Here is a 23,116-nt window from a genome sequence, read left to right on the forward strand (position 1 = left end):
CAAGGTCGGTCTTGCGGATGTGTCAAAGGGCTCATTCTAGATCCAAGACTTACTGCTAAAAAAAATAGAACTTGGCCAAAGTTTATGGCGGCGGTGTGCGCCGACGATTGCCTCGACCGCGCAAGAGTGAGAAGTTCTTCGCTGTGGAGTCTATAATGAATAAAAATCTGCGTGCCCATCCCATGAAAAACCCCATCATCTTAGCATTGGATGTGGACACCCGAGATCAGGCTTTGAAGATTGCCGATGATCTCTCGGAAGTGGTGGGAGGCTTTAAGTTAGGCCCTCGTCTTTGTCTTCGTTATGGAATGGATTTCGTGAAGGAAGTGGCGCAACGGGGCCCCATTTTTTTAGACAATAAACACTTTGATATTCCCTCGACGATGGAGGCTGCCGTACGGGCAAGCTTTGAGGCGGGCGCATCTTTGGTGACAGTTCATGCTTTGAGTGGAGCAGAGGCTCTTAAAAAGATGGCAGAGGTTGAAAGGGAGCTCAATCAAATACGTCCCTTTAAGATCCTTGCTGTGACAATCCTCACCTCTTGGGATCAAAACTCCTTGCCAGTAAATATGAAGGAACAGCCGATCGCTCAGCATGTGACGGACTTGGCGACTTTGGTGAAAACGTCGGGTTTATCCAGCGTTGTTTGTTCCCCGCACGAATTGGACCTTTTACAAAACCGCGAGCTTTACCTTGTCACGCCGGGAATTCGCTTTAGTATGCAGGATTCTGGAGATCAAAAGCGGATCATGGGTCCTAAAGAGGCTCTGCGTAAAGGGGCTTCAGCTTTGGTCGTGGGTCGCCCCATTCTTGAGGCAAAAGATATCAAAGAAACTGCAACTGATTTTGTAATGGCTGTTTATGAAGAAAAATAATTCTCGTCCCCCTGCTCGTAAATCTCACTCTCAAACTTCGCAGCGTCGTCCTCAGGGCGGTGGGCGTGGCCCTGCCCCAGCGGCACGCTCTGAAAATCAAATTCCTCGCGAGTGGAGAATTGTCATTGGGACTCACGCAATCAATGAGGTTTTAAATATTCGCCCTCATCAGGTGAAGGGGATGTGGATTCGTCAGGGCTGGGAGAATTCTGGCGATTTGCGAGAGATGCATGAGTTGGCTCTGCAAAAAAAGGTGAAGGTCGATATCAAGCCTGAAGGTGTGATCGAAAAGTTCGGATCCTCTCAGCAGGGCGCGGCTATTTTTGTCGATGGAGCTCCCGTATTAGATATCGAAGGTCTAGAAGGTTTTGAAAAGTCGATCATTTTGATGTTAGACGGGATCGAAGATCCTCATAACCTAGGGGCGATTGTGAGAACTTCTTGGTTAACAGGGGCTCATGGGGTCTTAATACCTGAAGATCGCGCGGTGGGTCTAACCCCGACGGTCCACAAGGTGGCCTGCGGAGGCGTCGAGCATGTTCCGGTGGAAGAGACGACAAATTTCTCTAAGTATGCAGAAGATCTAAAGAAACAAGGATATTGGATCTTTGGCTTGAGTCCTCGCGGGAAGCGGTCTATTTTTGAATTAGATTTGCCGGATAAAGTGGTCTGGGCCGTGGGTTCAGAAGACAAAGGTTTGAGAGTGACAACAGAGCGCCTCTGTGATGAATTGGTGTTCATTCCGCAGGCTAGTTCTTCGGCGAGTTACAACGCATCTGTGGCGACAGCCATGGCTTTGACTGAAACTCTGAGACAGCACGCGCCGCGCGGAAATCGAAAAAAATCGTAATCTGCCAAATAATTGTCTTTGACGGATGTAGATTTTATCCGTAAAACATTCCGGTTATCTCAGTAATGCTGGTTTAGCTCAATTGGTAGAGCAGCTGATTTGTAATCAGCAGGTTGCGGGTTCGAGTCCCATAACCAGCTCCATTTTTTTCTGAGGATACATTCACAATGGGTAGGTGCCCGAGTGGCTAAAGGGGGCGGACTGTAAATCCGCTGACTCACGTCTACGAAGGTTCGAATCCTTCCCTGCCCACCATTTGAATGTTGACTTAGAAGGGAATGGGAAGAGAATTTATTCTCTTCGGGCGTTCTGATGGGCGGGAGTAGCTCAATTGGCTAGAGTATCTGCCTTCCAAGCAGAGGGTTGCGGGTTCGAGACCCGTCTCCCGCTCCAAATTCAGAACTTGTGCCCATGTAGCTCAGTGGTAGAGCACACCCTTGGTAAGGGTGAGGTCGTCGGTTCGGCTCCGATCATGGGCTCCACTTGTTACTTTGTTTTTTTTGTTAAAACGGGTTATTAAGATTAAAAAAAATCTCTGCAGGAGGAATGAATGTCTAAAGAGAAATTTAACCGTTCGAAGCCGCATGTGAACATCGGCACAATCGGTCACGTTGACCATGGTAAAACAACTTTGACTGCTGCGATCACTACTACTCTTGCAGCGGCTGGTAAAGCTCAGGCGATGTCTTACGATCAAATCGATAAGTCTCCTGAAGAGAGAGAGCGTGGTATCACTATCTCTACAACTCACGTTGAGTACGAAACTGACAAACGTCACTACGCTCACGTTGACTGCCCAGGCCATGCTGACTACGTAAAAAACATGATCACTGGTGCCGCTCAAATGGACGGAGCTATCTTGGTAGTTTCTTCTGCTGACGGTCCAATGCCACAAACTCGTGAACATATCCTTCTTGCTCGTCAAGTAGGTGTGCCTGCTCTAGTTGTTTTCATGAACAAAGTAGACATGGTTGATGATAAAGAACTTCTTGAGCTAGTTGAGCTTGAAGTTCGTGAGCTTCTTTCTAAATACGAATTCCCTGGCGATGAGATCCCTGTTGTTAAAGGATCTGCATTGAAAGCTTTGGAAGGTGATACTTCTGAAATCGGTCGTCCAGCTATCATGAAATTGATGGACGCTTGTGATGCTTACATCCCAGAGCCTGTTCGTGCTACTGACAAAACTTTCTTGATGCCTGTAGAGGACGTGTTCTCTATCTCTGGTCGTGGTACAGTTGTTACTGGCCGTGTTGAGCGTGGTATCGTTAAAGTTGGTGACGAGGTCGAGATCATCGGTATCCGTCCAACTCAAAAAACAACTGTTACTGGTATCGAGATGTTCCGTAAGCTTCTTGATGAAGGTCAAGCAGGGGACAACTGCGGTGTTCTTCTTCGTGGTACTAAAAAAGAAGACGTTGAGCGTGGTCAAGTTTTGGCTAAGCCAGGTTCAGTTAAGCCTCACAAGAAATTCAAGGCTGAAGCTTACATCCTTACTAAAGAAGAAGGTGGACGTCATACTCCATTCTTCAACGGTTACCGTCCTCAATTCTACTTCAGAACTACTGACGTTACAGGCGTTTGTACTTTGAAAGCTGGAACTGAGATGGTTATGCCTGGCGACCGCGTAGAAGTAGCTGTAGAGCTTATCGCGCCAATCGCTATGGAGAAAGAGCTTCGCTTTGCGATCCGTGAAGGCGGTCGTACTGTTGGAGCCGGCGTTGTTACTGAAATCCTTGAGTAGTAACGCAGCGTAACTGCTATTTAAAATCACCCGGGGGACTCCTTGACAAAAGGGTCCCCCTCGGTGTTTCTTGGCACGTACGTTTTTTAATTTTTTGAAGTGCAGGGGTGTAGCTCCAGTGGTAGAGCGAACGACTCCAAATCGTTAGGTCGTGGGTTCGAATCCCTCCGCCCCTGCCAATTTGATAATTCAAAAGAGGAACTATGGAAAAAGCCAACTCTAAGATTTTGACTCTCAGCTTTGCGATTGCAGCTATCTTGGTCGGTTTAACAACCTCTCTCCTCATCAAAGCTTTCGCTGGAGCTTTTGGTGTAGTTGCGAGAGCTGCTGACTCCGACATAGTAAGACACGGGTTTCCCGTTGTTTTAGGTTTTGCTGTATTTGCGGTTCTTCAGTTCAACCCACGTGTTTTAGCTTGGGGTGAAGAAGTTGTGACCGAAATTCGTAAGGTGGTATGGCCTTCTCGTAAAGACACAACGGCAATGACTATCGCCTGTGTGATCATGGTTCTTATCTCTAGCGTGATTATCAGCTCATTTGATTTGATTTCAGGCTTTTTTATTAACTACCTCATGAAGTAGGACGGAAACATGGAAAAAAAGTGGTACATCGTTAACGTTCAAACGAGCTGTGAAAATACAGCAAAAAAAGCTATTGAAGAAAAGATCAAATCTTCAAAAATGGAAGAGTTCTTCGGCGAAATCCTCATCCCCGCTGAAAGCGTGGTTGAGCTTGTTAAAGGCCAAAAACAAACCAAATCGCGTAAATTTTTCCCAGGTTACATCTTTGTTCAGATGTTTTTGAACGATGAGACTTGGCATTTGGTACGAAATTCGTCTAAAGTGACCGGCTTCGTGGGTGGGACTAAAACTCGTCCTCCTGAGGTTCCGGAAGCCGAGGTTCTTCGTGTGACCCAGCAAATGGCTGGTGTCGGCGAAAAACCAAAACCTAAAGTGAAGTTCTCCATTGGAGAGAATGTGACTGTTGTCGATGGTCCGTTCAGTAACTTCCAGGGTTCCGTAGAAGAAGTGAACGAGGACAAGGGGAAACTCAAAGTTCTTGTGAGCATCTTCGGTAGACCAACTCCTGTGGAGTTGGACTACGTTCAAGTAGAAAAGAATTAAGCTAGTGGCCACATAGGGTGGTCATTGGAAATTAACAAAACACAACCTCTTGCAGGAGTGGGTCATGGCAAAAAAAGTTACAGGAATGATCAAGCTGCAAATACCGGCAGGGAAAGCTAATCCAGCTCCTCCCGTTGGACCGGCACTTGGACAGCACGGGGTAAACATCATGGAATTCTGTAAGCAGTTCAACGCTCGTACACAAGCGTTGGGTGATAGCATCATCCCTATCATCATCACTGTTTATCAAGACAGATCGTTTACTTTCATCACAAAAACACCACCGGTGTCTTCTTTGATCAAAAAGGCGTTGAAATTGGAATCTGGTTCCAAGCAACCTCAAAAAGACAAAGTTGGCAAAATCAATAACGATCAAATTAAGCAAATCGCTACAACGAAGTTGCCTGATTTGAACTGCTTGAAAGTTGAATCCGCAATGTCACAAGTTGCTGGTACAGCTAAGAGCATGGGTATCGACATCGCGTAAGGGGTGGTGATCTATGGCAGGTAAAAAATTCGAAGCAGCCTCTAAGAAGGTTGATTCTCAAAAAAAGTACACTGTTGAAGAAGCATTCAAACTCGTTGTTGAGACAGCTCCAGCGAAGTTTGATGAATCTATCGACGTAGCATTGCGCTTGGGTATTGACCCTAAGCAATCTGACCAACAAGTTCGTGGCGCGATCGCATTGCCTCACGGTCTTGGTAAAGAAGTTAAAGTTGTTGTTTTCGCAAAAGGCCCTAAAGAGGCTGAGGCGAAAGCGGCAGGCGCTGACTTCGTTGGTGCTGACGATCTTGTTGCTAAGATCCAAGGCGGCTGGTTGGATTTTGATAAATGTATCGCGACTCCAGATATGATGGCGACTGTTTCTAAAGTTGCTAAAATTCTCGGACCTCGTGGTTTGATGCCGAATCCAAAGATCGGTACTGTAACTATGAACGTGGGCGAAGCAGTTACTGCTGAGAAAAAAGGTAAACTTGATTTCCGCGTTGATAAAGCAGGTATCGTACATGCTGGTATCGGTAAAAAATCTATGGGAGACACTAAGCTTCGTGAAAACTTCATGACGCTTTTGGGTGCTATCGTGAAAGCGAAGCCTGCGTCTTCTAAAGGTATCTATCTTAGAACCGTATCCGTAGCTTCAACTATGGGTCCTGGTGTTAAGATCGAACCAAATGCGGCAGCAGCTGCAGCTGGTTTGAACTAAGTTGATTTTTATACTCCGGCTTCGGTCGGAGTATTTTAAGTTTTTTAAATTGCGATCAGAGACAGTAGGTTTCTTCTTGTGGATGTAATCCCTCGATTGTGAGGGGCCTACCGAGATAAGGCAAAAAGGTTTCACTAACCTCCAACCCGACCTGATTCGCACAGGCTGCTTCGGTGAAAGCCGGGGCACGCAAAATCTAACGAAAGGAGGCTCACTTATGATCACTCGCGCAGATAAAGAGCAAGAGATTAAGCTTATCACTGAAAAGTTTGGTAAAGCTAAAGGAGCTTTCATCGTCGACTTCAAAGGCATCAAGGTTGAGCAGGTTACTAACTTGCGTAAAAAATTGAATGCTGCTGAATCAGAGATGAAGGTTGTCCGCAACACTCTTGCAAAAAGAGCGTTCAAAGATCACCCAGCTATTGAAAAAGCATTTGCTAATTCAATGAAAGGTACTAACGCCATCGTATTCTCATACGGTGAAGTGAACGCTACTGCAAAAACATTGGCTGAATTTGCAAAGGACGTTGAAGTTCTTCAAATTAAGTCAGGTGTTATGGATGGCGAAGCTTTGGATGACGCTAAAATTAAGTTCTTGGCGACACTTCCGGGCAAAGACCAACTTCGCGCTATGTTCCTTGGTACACTATTGGGTGCAGGTTCTGCACTTGCTAGATGCTTGAATGCATATGCCGAGAAGCTTGGTGGCGGCGCTACTGGTACTGAAGAAGCTCCTCAGGCATAATGCTTGCTCTCCGGCTTAACGGGGAATAATGGTGCTAAATATTTGAATTATAAATAATTTTTTATCCGTGGAGGATTTTAAAATGTCTCTTACTAACGATCAATTAGTTGATGCGTTGTCTCAGAAAACTGTTATTGAGATCGCTGAACTTGTAAAAATGCTTGAAGAAAAATGGGGCGTTTCTGCTGCTGCTCCTGTAGCTGCTGCTGGCGCAGGCCCTGCTGCTGCTGTTGAAGAAAAAACTGCTTTTGACGTTATCCTTGTTGACGCTGGCGCCAACAAAATCAACGTTATTAAAGAAGTTCGTGGCTTGACTGGTTTGGGTCTTGCTGAAGCTAAAGCCCTTGTTGAAGCTGGTAACAAAGCTGTTAAAGAAGGCGCTACTAAAGAAGACGCAGAGAAAATCAAGAAAGCTCTTGAAGCTGCGGGCGCGAAAGTTACTGTTAAGTAATTTTTGTTCTAAAAGCAAAATGCCGAAAGCCTCTGGGAAACCAGGGGCTTTTTGCATTTTGAAGCTTGGATCTTACCAGGCAAAGCCGAGCTTCATTCCTAGCGCGTCTTGAGGCTCGGCTTTGCTGCTGCGATCCCAAGATATATTTAAGCGACTGTATTCCACGCCATAAACCAGACCCTTTCCATGGGAAGCGATGCCGATGGAGTAGTATTGGTGAGTCCCCTTGTCTTTATAGGGTCCAAAGTTTCCGCTATTATTCGTGACGTCCGTTGTGACCTCGTGAGCTTCATGGATGTATGAGAAGTAAGGAACGATATATTCGAGCGTATAACCCAAACTGATTCCGGCTTGACTGCTGATGACCTTGGATTTGGCAGTTCCGCCGGGGTCTTGAGTGGTCGATGTTTCTCTTTCTCCATAAGACCCCAAAAGGCTAGCGACCCAGTTGTTTGGACCGGCACCGTGGTTAAGAAACTGGAAGCGTACGCCCAAAAGGGAGTTGTCCAGGTAGAGGTCAAGGCCTCTGTAAAGGGACAAGCTGGCATCAAGGCCGATATTTCTCACAAGAAGAAGGTCTGCGGCGTCGACGTCTTCGTTTATTGTGAGGGTATTTCGGCTGGGGGGATTGCTCGTGATATCATTGACGACGGTGACTTTAGTGACGGCAGTTCCAACAAGGGCGACGTGGCCGCCCCATTGCTTTTCGCTCACGACAGGGGCGGCGAAATGTGAGGCGCGAAAGTTTATCGTATGGGAACAGGCTGATAAAAGAATAAGCAGGGTGGGTCCAAGTAGTGTTTTCATAGTTTCCTCGATTTACGTGATGATATGCTAGGGGTGCCCTTGTGGTTTGACAAGTTGAGGTGCTAAAGTGAGCGCTCCGCACGGCGCATCATTTGGCGATATCCCGAGCCCTAGAATAGTGCCAAAAACCATTATAATCACTTGATTTCTTCAGAACTTCCGGTAGTTTAAATTGCTTATCTTTTATTTAATGTGGGCCTTGGAAACTTCCCCCCGAAGTGAACTTCCGATTTTCTTGTGGAGAGTAAATGGAAAAAACTCCAGTTACAGCTTCTAACATTCGAGTTAGAAAGTCTTTTGCCAAAAACAAGCAGGTCATTGATATTCCCAATCTGATTGAATTGCAGAAAAGCTCTTACGAAGCTTTCATTCAAAAAGATATGGACCCAGATCGCCGTGGCGATGCGGGACTCAATGGCGTTTTCAAATCTGTGTTCCCAATCACAGATTTCAACAATACAGCAAGCCTTGAGTTCGTAAGCTACACTCTAGAGCCAGCTAAGTACGACGTGGACGAGTGCCGTCAGCGTGGTATGACTTTCGCGGCGCCGATCAAGGTGACTCTTCGTTTGATCGTATTCGACGTTGATGAAGAAACAGAAGCACGCAGTATCCGAGACGTAAAAGAACAAGAAGTTTACCTCGGTGAAATTCCTCTTATGACTGCGAATGGATCTTTCATTATCAACGGTACAGAGCGCGTTGTTGTGTCTCAGTTGCACCGTTCTCCAGGTGTGTTCTTCGACCACGATGGTGGTAAGAACAATGCTTCTGGAAAATTGATCTACTCTGCACGTGTGATCCCATACCGTGGTTCTTGGTTGGATGCTGAATTTGACCAAAAAGATTTGATCCACGTTCGTATCGACCGTCGTCGTAAGTTCCCTGTAACAATCCTTTTGAAGGCTCTTGGTTACAATGCAGAACAACTTCTTGAGTACTTCTACGATCTTGATGAAGTTTATGCTCGTGACGGCAAACTCTATCGTAAACTTGATATCGAAAGAATGTCTGGTCAAAGAGCGTTGACTGATATCATGGATCCGAAAACGGGTGAGGCGCTTGTTAAAGCAGGTCGTCGTATCACTCGCGCGATCGTTAAGAAAATCAAGGATCTTAATATCACGGAGCTTGAAGTTGAGCCCGCGGACCTTGATGGTAAAGTTTTGGCGAAACCACTTATCGATGAATCTACTGGTGAGATCATTGCTGACGCCAATGCAGAGTTGAACTCTTCTATCATCAAAAGATCTATCGAGGCGGGCATTGACCGTTTCTTCATGATCTTCTTTGATGGTTTGACTGTGGGGCCTTATCTTAGAAACACATTGTTAGTTGATAAAGTAACTAACAAAGAAGAATCTTTGATCGAGATCTACAAGCGTCTTCGTCCTGGTGAGCCTCCAACGTTGGAAGCGGCAACGACTTTCTTCGGTCGCTTGTTCTTCGATCCAGAGACCTATGATCTTTCTGAAGTGGGTCGTATTAAGATCAACCACAGATTCTCTATCTCTATGGACGAGTGCCCTCCTTCTCATAGAACACTCACTCATAAAGATATCTTGAGCACTATTAAAACATTGATCGACCTTAAAAATGGTCGCGGCGTTATCGATGACATCGATCACTTGGGTAACCGTCGTGTTCGTTCCGTAGGTGAGTTGCTTGAGAATCAATACCGTATCGGCCTTGTTCGTATGGAGCGCGCGATTCGTGAACGTATGTCTCTTCAAGATGTTGAGACAATGATGCCTCACGATCTTGTGAACGCAAAACCAGTGAACGCGGTTGTTAAAGAATTCTTCGGTTCTTCTCAATTGTCTCAGTTCATGGACCAAACAAATCCATTGTCAGAGATCACTCACAAACGTCGTTTGTCAGCTCTCGGCCCTGGTGGTTTGACTCGTGATCGTGCAGGTTTCGAAGTACGTGACGTACATCCTACGCACTACGGCCGTATCTGCCCGATCGAAACTCCAGAGGGACCAAACATCGGTTTGATCGCATCTTTGGCGACTTACGCTCGTATCAACAACTATGGTTTCATTGAGACTCCATATCGTAAAGTTGATCAAGGTAACGTTTCTAAGGATATCAACTATCTATCTGCTCTTGAAGAAGCTGGTCACCACATCGCTCCTGCGGCTCGTGATGAGGCTGGAAACAAAGCTATTCAAACGGCTACGACAATCACTCGTCGTGACGGTGAATACGAAATCGTAGATAAAGACAAAGTTGCGTTGATGGACGTTTCTCCATCTCAACTCGTTTCTATCGCGGCTTCATTGATTCCTTTCCTTGAGCACGATGACGCCAACCGTGCCTTGATGGGATCGAACATGCAACGTCAAGCGGTGCCTTTGCTCCGTTCTCGCGCTCCACTTGTTGGAACAGGCGTTGAGAGACTTGTTGCTCGTGACTCTGGTACTTCTGTCGTTGCTCAAAACGACGGTATCGTTGAAGAAGTGGATGCTTCTCGTATCGTAGTTCGTCGTTTTGCAAAAGGCGGGGAACTTGGTGCGAACGTAGACATCTACAACCTCACGAAGTACCAACGTACAAATCAAAATACATGCTTTAACCAAAAGCCGATCGTAACTGTAGGTGACAAGGTTTCTAAAGGCGACATCATCGCTGACGGACCTTCTACAGAGCTTGGTGAGTTGGCTCTGGGACAAAACATCCTGGTAGCCTTCACTCCTTGGCAAGGTTACAACTTCGAGGACTCTATCCTTATTTCTGAGCGTTTGTTGAAAGACGACGTTTACACGTCTATCCACATCGAAGAATTCGAGTGCGTAGCGCGTGATACAAAACTTGGTAAGGAAGAGATCACTCGCGATATCGCTAACGTCGGTGAAGAGGCTCTTAAAGACCTCGACAGCTCTGGTATCATCCGCATTGGTGCGGAAGTCCGTCCAGGCTTCATCCTCGTTGGTAAAGTAACTCCAAAAGGTGAAACTCAGCTTTCTCCTGAAGAAAAACTCTTGAGAGCGATCTTCGGTGAAAAAGCCGGCGACGTTCGTGATACGTCACTTCGTGCGCCATCGGGCGTATACGGAACTGTGATCGATGCTCAAGTTTACTCTCGTGAAGGCGCAGACCGCGATGAGCGTTTGTCTTCCATCATCGAAGAGAAAAAACGTAAACTTGAGAAAGACTTGGCCGTAGAGCAAAACGTTATCAAAAATAACGCGATCTCTAAGCTTCGTGATATCCTCGTTGGTAAAACAACAACGGGTGTTCTTTTGAACGAAGACGGAAGCCAAAAGCTTCTTAATAAAGGTCAAATCATCACAGAGGCGGATCTTGAAACAGTTCCTTTCGAATTGTTGAACTATATCCCTCTTGAGCAAGATCTTGAGTTCCAAGTGAACAAGATCATCGACAACGCTCGTAACCAACTTGACGCTGTTAAATTGGTATTCAACGAGAAGATCGATCGTCTCCGTAAGGGTGACGAATTGCCTCCGGGCGTGATCAAGATGGTTAAAGTTTACGTTGCTATTAAACGTAAAATGCAAGTCGGTGATAAGTTCGCCGGCCGTCACGGAAATAAGGGTGTCGTTTCTAAGGTATTGCCTGCGGAAGACATGCCATATCTTGCTGACGGATCTCCTGTTGACATGGTCTTGAACCCACTGGGCGTTCCTTCTCGTATGAACATCGGGCAAATCCTTGAAGTTCACTTGGGTTGGGCTGCGCACAACTTGGGTAAGCAATTGGGAGCATACCTCGACAAGTGGAATGCCGAAAATGCACGTAAAGACATGAAAGACATCTTCAATGATGCTGACATCTCCGCGAAGCTTGATAAAGCGGACGATGGATCGTTGAAACAAATGGTAACGCGTATGAAAAACGGTATCCACGTGGGTACGCCAGTTTTCGACGGTGCTCGTGAATCTGACGTAAAGGGCTTGCTTGAAAAAGCACAAGTTCCAACATCTGGTAAGTCAGTCTTGTTTGACGGACGTACTGGTGAACCGTTCACGAACCCTGTTACCGTGGGTATCATGTACATGTTGAAGCTTCACCATCTCGTGGAAGAAAAGATCCACGCTCGTTCTATCGGACCTTATTCTCTCGTTTCGCAACAACCTCTGGGTGGTAAAGCTCAGTTCGGGGGTCAGCGTCTTGGAGAGATGGAGGTTTGGGCGATCGAGGCCTATGGTGCTGCTTATTCATTGCAAGAGTTCCTCACTGTTAAGTCTGACGACGTGGCAGGAAGAACGCGCATGTATGAAAGCATCGTAAAAGGTGAGAACATCCTCGAGCCAGGCTTGCCAGAGTCATTCAACGTTCTAGTGAAAGAGCTTCAGTCTCTAGCGCTGAATGTTGAGTTGATGGAGTCTGATATCCTTCGTGATCAAGATGAAGATCTTGGCGACGACGGTATCGAGGTTGAAGAAGCAATTGTTCCGGCTCCAAGTGAAGAGCCAGGACAACACTAATTAATTTTTAACAACAGGGGTGTTCCTTGAGAGACTTGTTGAATTTTTTCGATAAACCAAAAGATCCACTTTCGTTTGACGCCGTACGAGTATCGTTGGCGTCACCAGAAATGATTCGTGACTGGTCATTTGGTGAAGTTAAGAAGCCTGAAACTATCAACTATCGTACATTCAAGCCAGAGCGTGATGGTTTGTTCTGTGCGAAAATCTTCGGTCCTATTAAGGATTACGAGTGCTTGTGCGGTAAGTATAAACGTATGAAGTACCGTGGCGTCGTCTGTGAAAAGTGCGGCGTTGAAGTGACACAGACCAAGGTTCGCCGTGAGCGTCTTGGTCACATCGAATTGGCAACGCCTGTAGCGCACATTTGGTTCTTGCGCTCTTTGCCTTCTCGTATTGGTAACTTGCTCAACCTTTCTTTGAAAGACGTTGAGAAGGTTCTATACTGTGAAGCGCACGTTGTAATCGATCCAATGGATACAACATTGGAAGAAGGTCAAATTTTGACTGAAGAAGCTTACCAAGCCGCTCTGAACGAGTTTGGCCCAAGTTTCAAAGCCGGTATGGGCGGTGAAGCGGTTCGCGAACTTTTGCGTAAAATTGACCCTGAGTATTTGTCTCGCAAACTTCGCATGGAAGTAAAAGAGACGAAATCAGAAGCGCAAATCAAAAAATTAACAAAGCGTCTTCGTGTTGTTGAAGCCTTCAAAGGTTCTATCAACAAGCCTGAGTGGATGATGTTGGAAGCACTTCCTGTGTTGCCTCCTGATCTTCGTCCATTGGTACCACTTGATGGTGGACGTTTTGCGACGTCAGATCTGAACGATCTTTACCGTCGTGTTATCAACCGTAACAACCGTTTGAAGCGTCTTCAGGAGCTGAACGCTCCAGATATCATCATCCGCAACGAAAAGCGTATGTTGCAAGAAGCGGTTGATGCGTTGTTGGATAATGGTCGTCGTGGTAAGACCTTCACCGGTCCAAACAAACGTCCTCTTCGCTCTCTTTCTGATATGTTGAAAGGTAAGCAAGGTCGTTTCCGTCAAAACCTTTTGGGTAAACGTGTGGACTACTCTGGTCGTTCTGTGATCGTGGTAGGACCTACTTTGAAACTTCACCAGTGCGGTCTTCCTAAAAAGATGGCTTTGGAGCTTTTCAAGCCGTTCGTTTACAACAAACTTGAAGAAAAAGGTTTGGCGACAACGATTAAGCAAGCGAAACGTTTGGTTGATCAAGAAACTGTAGAGGTTTGGGATATCTTGGCTGACGTAGTTAAAGAACACCCCGTTCTTCTTAACCGTGCGCCAACTCTTCACAGACTTGGTATTCAGGCGTTTGAGCCGGTACTTCACGAAGGTAAAGCAATCCAATTGCATCCTCTAGTGTGTACGGCGTTCAATGCCGACTTCGACGGTGACCAAATGGCGGTTCACGTTCCACTTTCTGTGGAATCTCAAGTTGAAGCTCGTGTATTGATGATGTCTACGAACAACATCCTTTCTCCAGCGAACGGTAAGCCGATCATCAACCCATCACAAGATATCGTTTTGGGCTTGTACTGGTTGACTCGTATTCGTCCTGGAGCCAAAGGAACTGGCAAGGCATTCTCAAGTGTTCAAGAAGCGCAATACGCTTATGAGACGGGCCTTGTAGACCTTCAAGCGGCTTGTAAAGTTCGTTTGAACGGCAAGGTTCAAGAGACGTCCGTAGGTCGTTCTATCTTGTCTGACATCGTTCCTAAAGAAGTTCCGTTCAACGAAGTGAACGTAACAATGAATAAGAAACAAATCGCGGCTTTGATCGATAAGACTTTCCGTCTTGCCGGTGCCAAAGCGACTTGTATCTTGGCTGATAAAATCATGGAACTTGGTTTCAAATATTCAACTGCGGCAGGTATGTCTATCGGTATCGATGACATGGTGATCCCAGCAGCAAAAGCGACGATGATCGCTGATGCAGAGAAACAAGTAACTGAAATTCAACAGCAGTACGATGAAGGTTTGATCACAGATGGTGAGCGCTACAATAAAGTAGTGGATATCTGGGCTCAGACGGGTGACAAGATCGCAAAAGAAGGTATGAATGCGATCGAAAAGCAAACATTCGTAGTTGATGGAAAAGAATTCGTAGGACCTTCATTCAATCCTATCTATATCATGGCTGACTCCGGAGCCCGGGGTTCCGCAGCTCAGATCCGTCAGTTGGGTGGTATGCGTGGTTTGATGGCGAAACCTTCTGGTGAGATCATCGAAACTCCGATCACTGCGAACTTCCGTGAAGGTTTGACAGTTATCCAGTACTTCATTTCTACGCACGGTGCGCGTAAAGGTTTGGCCGATACTGCATTGAAAACAGCGAACTCTGGTTACTTGACTCGTCGTTTGGTTGACGTGGCTCAAGACGTTGTTGTGTCTGAAATTGATTGCGGTACGACAGACGGTTTGGAAATCACTCCAGTTTATGAAGCTGGTGAGATCATCCAAAATATCGGCGATCGTATCTTGGGAAGAACAACTCTTAAAGAAGTTGTAGATCCAATGACGAACACCGTGATCCTTAAGGCGGGTCATGAGATCACAGAATCTGACGTTAAGAGAGTGGAAGAGCTTGGAATCGATAAAGTCGAAATCCGTTCAGCTTTGACATGTGAATCTAAGCGCGGCGTCTGTGTGAAGTGTTACGGACGTGACTTGTCTCGTGGTGCGACTGTGAACCTCGGTGAAACTGTGGGTATTATCGCAGCTCAATCTATCGGTGAACCGGGTACTCAGTTGACAATGAGAACGTTCCACTTGGGTGGTGCGGCGTCTCGTGCAGTTGAACAATCAGTTCATACAACTCGTCATGATGGTGTTATTAAGTTATTAAACGTTCATGCAGTGACAAACCGTAATGGTAAGTTGACTGTGATGAATCGTAACGGTTCTGCCCTTGTTATTGATGAAACAGGACGTGAAAGAGAAAATTTCAAACTCGTTTACGGGGCTGTTTTGAATTTCAAAGAAGGTGACAAAGTCACTAAAGGTCAAACTGTTGCTGAGTGGGATCCATATTCGAATCCGATCATCGCCGAAGTTTCTGCGAAGATCCAATATCATGATATCGAAGAAGGTTCGACAATGCAGGAGCAAGTCGACGCGGTAACTGGTTTTGCGACTAAAGTTATCATGGAATCTAAGTCTTCTGACATTAAGCCAACAGTATTCCTTGTTGATGGCAATGGTAAGACATTGAATCTTCCTGGCCGTGACATCCCTGCACGATACTTGATCCCAGTGGGTGCACAGCTTCTGGCTTCTGACCAGCAGGAGGTTCATGCCGGTGACGTAATTGCGAAGATGCACCGTGAAGCTTCGAAAACGAAGGATATCACAGGGGGTCTTCCTCGCGTCGCTGAATTGTTTGAAGCTCGTAAGCCGAAAGAAGCAGCTATCATCTCTGAGATCGATGGTTATGTGACATTCGGTAAGGACGTAAAAGGTAAGCAGCGTGTGATTGTTACTCCTGAAGTGGGTGAGCAAAAAGAATATCTCATCCCTAAAGGTAAGCACGTTGCAGTAAGAGAAGGTGAGTACGTAAGAGCCGGTGAGGCTTTGATGGATGGTCCAACAAATCCTCATGACATTCTGGCGGTTCTAGGTGCGAAGGCCTTGTCTGCATACCTTGTGAATGAAATCCAAGAAGTTTACAGACTTCAAGGGGTTGGTATCAACGACAAGCACATCGAAGTGATTGTTCGTCAAATGCTACGTAAAGTAGAGATCAAGGACGCTGGAGACAGCCGCTTCTTGTCTGGCGAACAAGCTGAAAGATATGCTTTCGATGAAGAGAATTCTCGTATCAACCGTGAGGGCGGCCAGCCTGCTACATGCAGCCCGCTTCTCTTGGGTATTACGAAAGTTTCTTTGAGTACTGACAGCTGGATTTCAGCTGCGTCATTCCAAGAGACAACCAAAGTCCTTACGGAAGCTGCGATCAATTCTCGTACAGATCATCTTCGTGGTCTGAAAGAGAATATTATTATGGGTCGCTTGATTCCTGCGGGAACTGGTTTGACATCCTACAAGCGTTGGAAGGTGTCTGTTGCTGAAGACGACGATACAAGTTTCGTGGCATTGCCCGGAATGTCGGCTTCAACTCAGCCTCACCAGGGCTAGGGATTAGAAAAAGTGTAAAAAACTCAAAAAGAGGAACTCACGCCTCTTTTTGAAATAGAAATTTAATAACAAAGTCTTGACCAGAGCGCTTTTGGCAATGTAAGTTCCAGCGTCCTGGATTCGAATAAATTGTTTAAGGGGTTTTAAAGTGCCTACAATTAACCAGCTCATCAAAAGTGAGCGTAAAGTTCAAAAGAACCAAACAAAATCACCAGCTTTGGCATCTTGCCCTCAGCGCCGTGGTGTTTGTACTCGTGTTTATACGACGACTCCAAAGAAGCCGAACTCAGCTCTTCGTAAAGTAGCTAAGGTTCGTCTTTCCAACGGTTTCGAAGTTATCTCTTACATCCCTGGTATCGGTCATAACCTTCAAGAGCATAGCGTGGTCTTGATCCGCGGTGGTCGTGTGAAGGACTTGCCGGGTGTTCGTTACCATATCGTACGTGGTGTATTGGATCTTCAGGGTGTGAATGGACGTCTACGTAGTCGTTCTAAATATGGTACTAAGAGACCTAAGAAATAAGGGGTAGTGACAAATGTCTCGTCGTAAAAAGACCTTTAAGAGAGAAATTATTCCAGATCCCGTTTTTAAGGATCTAGTAATTGCTAAATTCGTAAATAAAATGATGATCCAAGGTAAAAAAGCAACTGCACAGAAGCTTTTCTACGGAGCATTGAAAGAGCTAGAAGGTAAAATTCAAGGTGAAGAGCCTATGTCTATCTTCAAAAAAGCTCTTGAGAACGTAAAGCCTTCTATCGAAGTTCGTTCTCGCCGCGTGGGCGGAGCTACTTACCAAGTTCCCGTTGATGTTCGTCCTTCTCGTCGTTTGGCTTTGGCTATGCGTTGGTTGGTTGAGTACTCACGTGAGCGTGGTGAAAAAGATATGGCGAAGCGTTTGGCTGGTGAATTCATCGATGCTTACAATAATAGAGGCAACTCTATTAAGAAGAAAGACGATGTTCACAGAATGGCTGAAGCGAATAAGGCTTTCTCTCACTACAATTGGTAATCTAGATACATGTCAGCTAAAGATCCTAAAGTTGTAGCTGATCTCAAGTTCACTCGTAATATCGGCATCATGGCTCACATCGATGCCGGTAAGACGACCACCACCGAACGCATTCTTTACTATACAGGTAAAAGTCATAAAATCGGCGAAGTCCATGATGGTGATGCCACCATGGACTGGATGGTTCAAGAGCAAGAGCGTGGTATTACTATCACATCTGCTGCGACCATGGCGTTCTGGAAAGATCACAGAATCAACATCATCGATACTCCAGGGCACGTAGACTTCACTATTGAGGTGGAGCGCTCTTTGCGTGTTCTTGATGGTGCTATCGCTGTTTTTGATGGCGTGAATGGGGTTGAGCCTCAGTCTGAAACTGTTTGGAAACAAGCTGACAAATATAAAGTTCCAAGAATCTGTTTTGTAAATAAGATGGATCGTGTGGGTGCTGATTTTGTGATGTCCTACGGGACAATCAAAGACAAGCTCAATGCGAACCCAATCCCAGTTCAAGTTCCAATTGGTATGGAAGACACCTTCCGCGGTGTTGTTGATTTAATCGAGAATAAGGCCTACCAGTGGGATCAATCAGGAATGGGTGACCATTTCGAAGTTACTGATGTTCCTAATGACATGAAGGAAGAAGTAAATCGCTTCCGTACTGAGGTCATTGAGAAGATTGTTGAGTTCGAAGATGAACTTCTTGAAAAATATCTAAACGGGGAGGACATCTCCGTTGCTGAGCTAAAGCGAGCTCTTCGTAAGGGCACTCTTGAGCTGAAGGCGTTCCCAGTTTTCTGTGGTGCTGCCTTTAAAAATAAGGGTGTTCAGCCCTTGTTGGACGGTGTGATTGATTACCTTCCATCCCCTATTGAAGTTCCAGATATCGTGGGTCACGATCCGGCTAAGCCTGAAAAAGAAATTGTTTGTAAGACGGACTTTGATGCTCATGCGGCGGCATTGGCCTTTAAGATTGCCAACGATCCGTTTGCTGGAACTTTGACATATATTCGAGTCTATTCTGGTGAGGTGAAGGTGGGCGACCAGCTTCTAAATCCTCGCACTGAGAAAAAAGAACGAATTCAGAAATTAGTAAAAATGCACGCCAATTCCCGCGAAGAGATCACAAGTCTTAAAGCGGGGGATATCGGAGCGGTGATCGGTCTTAAATTTACCGGAACAGGGGATACTCTTTGTGAGAGTTCCCACCCTGTTGTTTTGGAGTCGATTACGTTCCCGGAGCCGGTTATTTCCGTGGCTATCGAGGCCAAATCTTCGGCGGATCAGGAGAAAATGCTCCAAGGTTTGGCGAAGCTTGAAAAAGAAGATCCTTCCTGCCGCTTAAGAACAGACCCTGAGACAGGGCAGATTCTTTTGTCTGGCATGGGGGAGCTGCACTTAGAAATTCTGGTCGATCGCCTTTTGCGAGAGCACAAAATTCAAGCGAACGTGGGTAAACCCCAGGTCTCTTATCGCGAAAGTATTTCGGCGGTGGCGACGGCTGAGTACGTCTATGAGCGCGAAGTGGCTGGAGAAGCCAATTTTGCGAAGGTGTCTTTAACGATTGAACCTATTTCTCAGCATGATGGAATTCAGTTCCACTCTAAGGTGGCAGTGTCTAAAGAATTTACAGCCCCTTTCCTTAAAGCTGTGGAAAGTGGTTTTAAAGAGGCAGCCGAGGTTGGACCTCTGGCGAGCTATTCGATGATTGGTATTAAGGGGACTTTAAATTCCGTTGAAGTGCGTCCTGAGTCCTCCAATGAAATGGCATTTAAAGCGGCTACTTCATTGGCTTTCAGGGATGCCGTTAAAAATGCCTCTGTAGAGCTTCTGGAGCCTATGTTTAAGCTTGAGGTGACTTGCCCTGATGAGTTCGTTGGGAATGTGGTGGGGGATTTAAATGCCCGCCGTGGAAAGATTCTCACAATGAACGCTAAAGTCGGTGGCGGTCAGGTGATCTCGGCAGAGGCCCCTTTAGCAAACCTTTTTGGATATGCCACAAATGTGCGCAGTCTGAGTCAAGGGCGAGCTAGTTTTAGTATGGAATTTTTGGAGTATGCAGTCGTTCCTCCTAAGGTAAAGACTGAGATTCTCCATAAAATGGGAAGATATTAAAAAATTAATAATTTCCCTTTGACAAAGTGTTTAAGTGTGCGCATACTCGCGCACTCATAGCGTCTATATCTACAAAAAACTCTCCGCGTAGAGCGAAATCGCAGCCGCAAGGGCTATTTCGGAGTCAGTTTTCGATGGGATTAGGGCGTTGAACGTTAACAAATTTGCTAGTAATTACGATACTTTAAAAAAAGAAGAAGAGTGTCCATATGCAAAGTCAAAAGATTAGAATCAGATTGAAGGCATTCGATCATAAACTGCTTGATCAGTCGACGAAAGAAATCGTTGAGACTGCTCGTCGTACAGGCGCAAAAGTTGCGGGTCCTATTCCCTTGCCAACTCGCATCAACCGTTACACGGTATTGCGCTCTCCTCACGTTGATAAAAAATCTCGTGAGCAGTTCGAAGTGAGAACTCACAAGCGTATGCTCGATATTTTAGAACCCACTCAACAGACTGTCGATCAGCTCATGAAACTCGACCTCTCTGCTGGTGTTGATGTTGAAATTAAGCTTTCAGCGATCTAGGAGTAACAAGTGAGCGAAACTACACAAACTACAAATACATCAGAACAAGGCCTTAAGCTGAATGGCCTGTTCGCCTTCAAAGAAGGTATGGCTACTATTTATAATGAGCAGGGTGAGGCCATCCCTGTGACTGTTCTTCGTTATGAGCCTTGGTTTGTTTCTCAAATCAAGACTAACGAGGCAGATGGTTATGAAGCAATCCAAGTTGCTTGCAAACCCAAAAAAGCTAAAAACTCTAACAAAGCAGAAAAAGGTCACCTTAATAAGGCTGGCTTTGAGAATGGCGCTCAGTTTGTAAAAGAACTTCGCCAAGCTATTCCTGCGGGCGTTTCTGTTGGTGCGCAAGTATCTATCGACTCTTTGGCTAAAGGTGATGTTGTAAAGATCACTTCTAAGTCAAAAGGTAAAGGTTTTGCGGGCTCAGTAAAACGTTGGAACTTCGCGGGAGGCCCTGCTTCTCACGGTTCTAAATTCCACCGTCGTCCTGGTTCTTCTGGTAACAGAACATGGCCTGGTCGTGTAATGCCTGGTAAAAAATTCCCCGGTCACTTGGGTGCTGAGACAGTTACAGTCCGTAACGTAGAGATCGTTCAAGTTCTAGCTGATGAAAACGTTCTCATGGTTAAGGGGCCAGTTCCTGGTGCCAGAAACACTTTGGTTAAGTTGGTGAGAGAATAGTATGGCAACAGTAAATGTATTAAACTGGAAAAAAGAAAAAGTCGGATCAGTTGAATTGGCTGCTGACGTGTTTGAGACTCCTGTGAAAAAGGAAGTTCTTCACACTGTTGTGCAGTGGCAATTGGCTGCTCGTCGTCAAGGTACGCACATGACTAAGACCAAAGGTCTTGTGTCTGGTGGCGGTAAGAAGCCATTTAAACAAAAAGGAACTGGTGGAGCTCGTCAAGGTTCTTCACGTTCTCCTTTGATGCCTGGTGGTGGTACTATGTTTGGTCCACAACCTCGCAGCTACGCTTTCGTTCTTCCTAAAAAAGTTCGCCGTTTAGGTTTGAGCATGGCGCTTTCTCACCTTCAAAAAGAAGGCAAGTTGTTCATCGTGGACAGCATGCAGTCTGAAGGTAAGACCGCTGAGCTTAACAAGCGTTTGAAGGCTTTCGGTTTGACTAAAGCTGTATTGGTAGATTCTTCAGTGAACGATAAGTTCAGCCGTGCTTCTAAGAATTTGCAATCTTTCAAGTACTTCCCAGTGGAAGGTTTGAATGTATTCGATCTATTGAAGTATGACGCTGCTGTTATCACTAAAGATTCTGTAGCAAAAATCGTAGACCGTTGTTCATTGGAGAAGGCGCGATGAAACAAGTAATTAAAGCTCCTCTCATTACTGAGAAAAATACATATCACAATGCTGCTGGCGTATATGTGTTCGAAGTAGACTTGAAGTCTACTAAGACAGATATCAAAGCTGCGGTAGAGAAAAACTTTAAAGTGAAAGTGGACAGCGTTAGAACTAGCGTTTGTCGCGGTCACTCAAAGTACACTAAATTCGGATTAACCAAGATCCCTTACTGGAAAAAGGCTTACGTTAAGCTTGTTGAAGGTGAGAAGATCGCTCTTTTTGAGGGAGTATAAAGATGGGTATCAAAAGTTTTGCCCCACGCTCTCATGGTCGTAGAGGAATGACTGGTTTCGATTTCAAAGAAATCACAAAGACATCTCCAGAGAAGTCTTTGCTAGCTCCTCTTAAGAAGCAAGCAGCTCGTAACAATCACGGTCAAATCACGATTCGTCACCAAGGTGGCGGTCACAAGAGAAAATACCGTTTGATTGATTTCAAAAGAACTAAAGTTGATGTTGCAGCAAAAGTTGTGGCGATCGAATACGATCCAAACAGAACCTGCCGTATCGCTCTACTTTCCTACATCGATGGAGCCAAGGCTTATATCATCGCTCCTGTAGGTTTGAATGTTGGTGATACAGTGATGTCTTCTGATAAAGCGGACATCAAGCCAGGTAACTGCCTTTCTTTGGCGGCAATCCCTGTAGGTACTGTGATTCACAATATCGAAATGCGCCCTGGTAAGGGTGGTCAAGTATGCCGTGGAGCTGGTGCTTCCGCGACTTTGGCTGGTAAAGGTGAGCAGTACTGTCAAGTGCGTATGCCTTCTGGTGAATTGAAGCAAATCTTGTCTGTGTGCAAGGCTTCAATCGGTCAAGTTGGTAACACGGATAATGAGAACATTAATCTTGGTAAAGCAGGTCGTTCTCGCTGGAGAGGTATCCGTCCTTCAGTTCGTGGTATGCATATGAATCCAGTTGACCATCCTCTCGGTGGTGGTGAGGGTGTTGGTAAGGGTCATCACCCAGTAACTCCTTGGGGTCAGCCTTGTAAGGGTTACAAAACTAGACATAACAAGAGAACCAACTCTTCAATCATCAAGAGACGTAAGTAGGAGTAAAAGGTGGCACGCTCGATTAAAAAAGGTCCATTCGTCGATACTCATCTTCAAAAGAAGATCGACACTGCGATCGAAAAAAATGATAAAAAAGTTATTAAAACTTGGTCTCGCCGCTCAACAATTCTTCCAGAGGCTATTGGACTGACTTTTGCGGTTCATAACGGAAGAAAGTTCGTTCCTGTGTACATTACAGAGAACATGATTGGTCACAAACTCGGTGAGTTTGCTCCAACAAGAACTTTCCACGGTCACGCCGAGAAGAAGGCAGCTGCTCCTGCTGCTGCTAAGAAGTAATAGAGGTTGATTATGGAAGTTAAAGCAAGCTTGAAATATGCAAGAGTAGGCGCTCAGAAAGCAAGATTGGTTGTTGATCTTGTTCGCGGCAAAGACGTGAACGAGGCAGTTAAAACTCTTACTTTCTTGAACAAGAAGACTGCTGGAATGGTGAAAAAACTAATCGAATCTGCGGTAGCTAACGCTGAATACAAAAAGGTTATGGACGTAGATAATCTTTATGTTAAAGCTATCTGGGTTGATCAAGGCCCCGTTCTTAAGAGATTCCGTCCTCGCGCTCAAGGTCGTGCGTTCGGTGTTCGTAAGAAGACCAGCCACATTAACGTCGTACTCGAGGAGAAATAGTC

At 45.7% G+C, this 23,116-nt stretch carries 22 protein-coding genes and 5 tRNA genes; 26 read left to right on the top strand and 1 reads right to left on the bottom strand.

Features of this window, described 5'->3' with window-relative positions; translation table 11 throughout:
• The first annotated feature begins 155 nt into the window (after window positions 1-155).
• The 14 genes from pyrF (at window position 156) to rplL (ending at window position 6,991) form a co-directional block, all read left to right on the top strand.
• Complete coding sequence (pyrF, locus tag ACM64D_RS03705; RefSeq protein ID WP_415061845.1) at window positions 156-875, top strand: orotidine-5'-phosphate decarboxylase; 720 nt, start codon at window positions 156-158, stop codon at window positions 873-875.
• Window positions 862-1,725: a TrmH family RNA methyltransferase gene (locus ACM64D_RS03710; RefSeq protein ID WP_415061846.1), complete on the top strand. Its 864-nt coding sequence runs from the start codon at window positions 862-864 to the stop codon at window positions 1,723-1,725. The genes pyrF and ACM64D_RS03710 overlap by 14 nt, the downstream gene beginning before the upstream one ends.
• A gap of 67 nt (window positions 1,726-1,792) precedes the next feature.
• A tRNA-Thr gene (locus tag ACM64D_RS03715) sits at window positions 1,793-1,868 on the top strand.
• Between the two features lie 26 nt (window positions 1,869-1,894).
• Window positions 1,895-1,980, top strand: a tRNA-Tyr gene (locus tag ACM64D_RS03720).
• 61 nt (window positions 1,981-2,041) lie between these two features.
• A tRNA-Gly gene (locus ACM64D_RS03725) sits at window positions 2,042-2,118 on the top strand.
• A gap of 14 nt (window positions 2,119-2,132) precedes the next feature.
• Window positions 2,133-2,207: transfer RNA gene (locus ACM64D_RS03730), tRNA-Thr, on the top strand.
• A gap of 68 nt (window positions 2,208-2,275) precedes the next feature.
• Window positions 2,276-3,466: an elongation factor Tu gene (gene tuf / locus ACM64D_RS03735; protein WP_415061847.1), complete on the top strand. Its 1,191-nt coding sequence runs from the start codon at window positions 2,276-2,278 to the stop codon at window positions 3,464-3,466.
• 103 nt (window positions 3,467-3,569) lie between these two features.
• Window positions 3,570-3,645, top strand: a tRNA-Trp gene (locus tag ACM64D_RS03740).
• A gap of 24 nt (window positions 3,646-3,669) precedes the next feature.
• Complete coding sequence (gene secE / locus ACM64D_RS03745; RefSeq protein WP_415061848.1) at window positions 3,670-4,047, top strand: preprotein translocase subunit SecE; 378 nt, start codon at window positions 3,670-3,672, stop codon at window positions 4,045-4,047.
• A 9-nt stretch (window positions 4,048-4,056) separates the two neighbouring features.
• Window positions 4,057-4,590 (top strand): transcription termination/antitermination protein NusG, encoded by a 534-nt coding sequence (gene nusG, locus ACM64D_RS03750; protein ID WP_415061849.1) that lies wholly within the window; start codon window positions 4,057-4,059, stop codon window positions 4,588-4,590.
• Window positions 4,591-4,654: 64 nt separating this feature from the next.
• Complete coding sequence (gene rplK, locus ACM64D_RS03755) at window positions 4,655-5,077, top strand: 50S ribosomal protein L11 (protein ID WP_038448239.1); 423 nt, start codon at window positions 4,655-4,657, stop codon at window positions 5,075-5,077.
• A gap of 13 nt (window positions 5,078-5,090) precedes the next feature.
• Window positions 5,091-5,795 carry a 50S ribosomal protein L1 gene (gene rplA / locus ACM64D_RS03760; protein ID WP_415061850.1) on the top strand — a complete coding sequence of 235 codons (705 nt, stop codon included), beginning with the start codon at window positions 5,091-5,093 and terminating at the stop codon, window positions 5,793-5,795.
• 217 nt (window positions 5,796-6,012) lie between these two features.
• Window positions 6,013-6,540 carry a 50S ribosomal protein L10 gene (gene rplJ, locus ACM64D_RS03765; protein WP_415061851.1) on the top strand — a complete coding sequence of 176 codons (528 nt, stop codon included), beginning with the start codon at window positions 6,013-6,015 and terminating at the stop codon, window positions 6,538-6,540.
• Window positions 6,541-6,622: 82 nt separating this feature from the next.
• Window positions 6,623-6,991, top strand: a complete 369-nt coding sequence (rplL, locus tag ACM64D_RS03770; RefSeq protein ID WP_415061852.1) for a 50S ribosomal protein L7/L12 — start codon at window positions 6,623-6,625, stop codon at window positions 6,989-6,991.
• Between the two features lie 72 nt (window positions 6,992-7,063).
• Here rplL and ACM64D_RS03775 read toward each other — a convergent pair whose 3' ends face one another.
• A complete protein-coding gene (locus tag ACM64D_RS03775) occupies window positions 7,064-7,798 on the bottom strand; it encodes a hypothetical protein (protein WP_415061853.1) in 735 nt (244 codons plus the stop codon).
• 248 nt (window positions 7,799-8,046) lie between these two features.
• Here ACM64D_RS03775 and rpoB point away from each other — a divergent pair, with 248 nt between their 5' ends.
• From rpoB to rplV, 12 genes are all read left to right on the top strand, one after another.
• Window positions 8,047-12,252, top strand: a complete 4,206-nt coding sequence (gene rpoB, locus ACM64D_RS03780) for a DNA-directed RNA polymerase subunit beta (protein ID WP_415061854.1) — start codon at window positions 8,047-8,049, stop codon at window positions 12,250-12,252.
• 26 nt (window positions 12,253-12,278) lie between these two features.
• On the top strand, window positions 12,279-16,409 hold the full coding sequence (gene rpoC, locus ACM64D_RS03785; RefSeq protein ID WP_415061855.1) for a DNA-directed RNA polymerase subunit beta': 4,131 nt from the start codon (window positions 12,279-12,281) through the stop codon (window positions 16,407-16,409).
• A gap of 148 nt (window positions 16,410-16,557) precedes the next feature.
• Complete coding sequence (gene rpsL / locus ACM64D_RS03790) at window positions 16,558-16,932, top strand: 30S ribosomal protein S12 (RefSeq protein ID WP_415061856.1); 375 nt, start codon at window positions 16,558-16,560, stop codon at window positions 16,930-16,932.
• A 13-nt stretch (window positions 16,933-16,945) separates the two neighbouring features.
• On the top strand, window positions 16,946-17,419 hold the full coding sequence (gene rpsG, locus ACM64D_RS03795; RefSeq protein ID WP_284608056.1) for a 30S ribosomal protein S7: 474 nt from the start codon (window positions 16,946-16,948) through the stop codon (window positions 17,417-17,419).
• A gap of 9 nt (window positions 17,420-17,428) precedes the next feature.
• Window positions 17,429-19,534, top strand: coding sequence for an elongation factor G (gene fusA / locus ACM64D_RS03800; RefSeq protein ID WP_415061857.1), 2,106 nt, complete (start codon window positions 17,429-17,431; stop codon window positions 19,532-19,534).
• Between the two features lie 209 nt (window positions 19,535-19,743).
• A complete protein-coding gene (rpsJ, locus tag ACM64D_RS03805; RefSeq protein WP_025308875.1) occupies window positions 19,744-20,061 on the top strand; it encodes a 30S ribosomal protein S10 in 318 nt (105 codons plus the stop codon).
• A gap of 9 nt (window positions 20,062-20,070) precedes the next feature.
• Window positions 20,071-20,739 (top strand): 50S ribosomal protein L3, encoded by a 669-nt coding sequence (gene rplC / locus ACM64D_RS03810; protein ID WP_415061858.1) that lies wholly within the window; start codon window positions 20,071-20,073, stop codon window positions 20,737-20,739.
• Between the two features lies 1 nt (window position 20,740).
• The gene (gene rplD, locus ACM64D_RS03815) at window positions 20,741-21,373 is read left to right on the top strand and encodes a 50S ribosomal protein L4 (protein WP_415061859.1); all 633 of its coding nucleotides are present in this window, start codon (window positions 20,741-20,743) and stop codon (window positions 21,371-21,373) included.
• Window positions 21,370-21,648, top strand: coding sequence for a 50S ribosomal protein L23 (gene rplW, locus ACM64D_RS03820; protein WP_415061860.1), 279 nt, complete (start codon window positions 21,370-21,372; stop codon window positions 21,646-21,648). Before rplD ends, rplW begins: the two co-directional genes overlap by 4 nt.
• 2 nt (window positions 21,649-21,650) lie before the next feature.
• Window positions 21,651-22,469 carry a 50S ribosomal protein L2 gene (gene rplB / locus ACM64D_RS03825; protein WP_415061861.1) on the top strand — a complete coding sequence of 273 codons (819 nt, stop codon included), beginning with the start codon at window positions 21,651-21,653 and terminating at the stop codon, window positions 22,467-22,469.
• Between the two features lie 9 nt (window positions 22,470-22,478).
• Window positions 22,479-22,769: a 30S ribosomal protein S19 gene (gene rpsS / locus ACM64D_RS03830; RefSeq protein WP_415061862.1), complete on the top strand. Its 291-nt coding sequence runs from the start codon at window positions 22,479-22,481 to the stop codon at window positions 22,767-22,769.
• 12 nt (window positions 22,770-22,781) lie between these two features.
• Complete coding sequence (gene rplV, locus ACM64D_RS03835; RefSeq protein WP_063204857.1) at window positions 22,782-23,114, top strand: 50S ribosomal protein L22; 333 nt, start codon at window positions 22,782-22,784, stop codon at window positions 23,112-23,114.
• Window positions 23,115-23,116 lie beyond the last annotated feature (2 nt).

It is taken from the genome of Bdellovibrio sp. (genome assembly GCF_047637665.1).
Classification (GTDB): Bacteria; Bdellovibrionota; Bdellovibrionia; order Bdellovibrionales; family Bdellovibrionaceae; genus Bdellovibrio.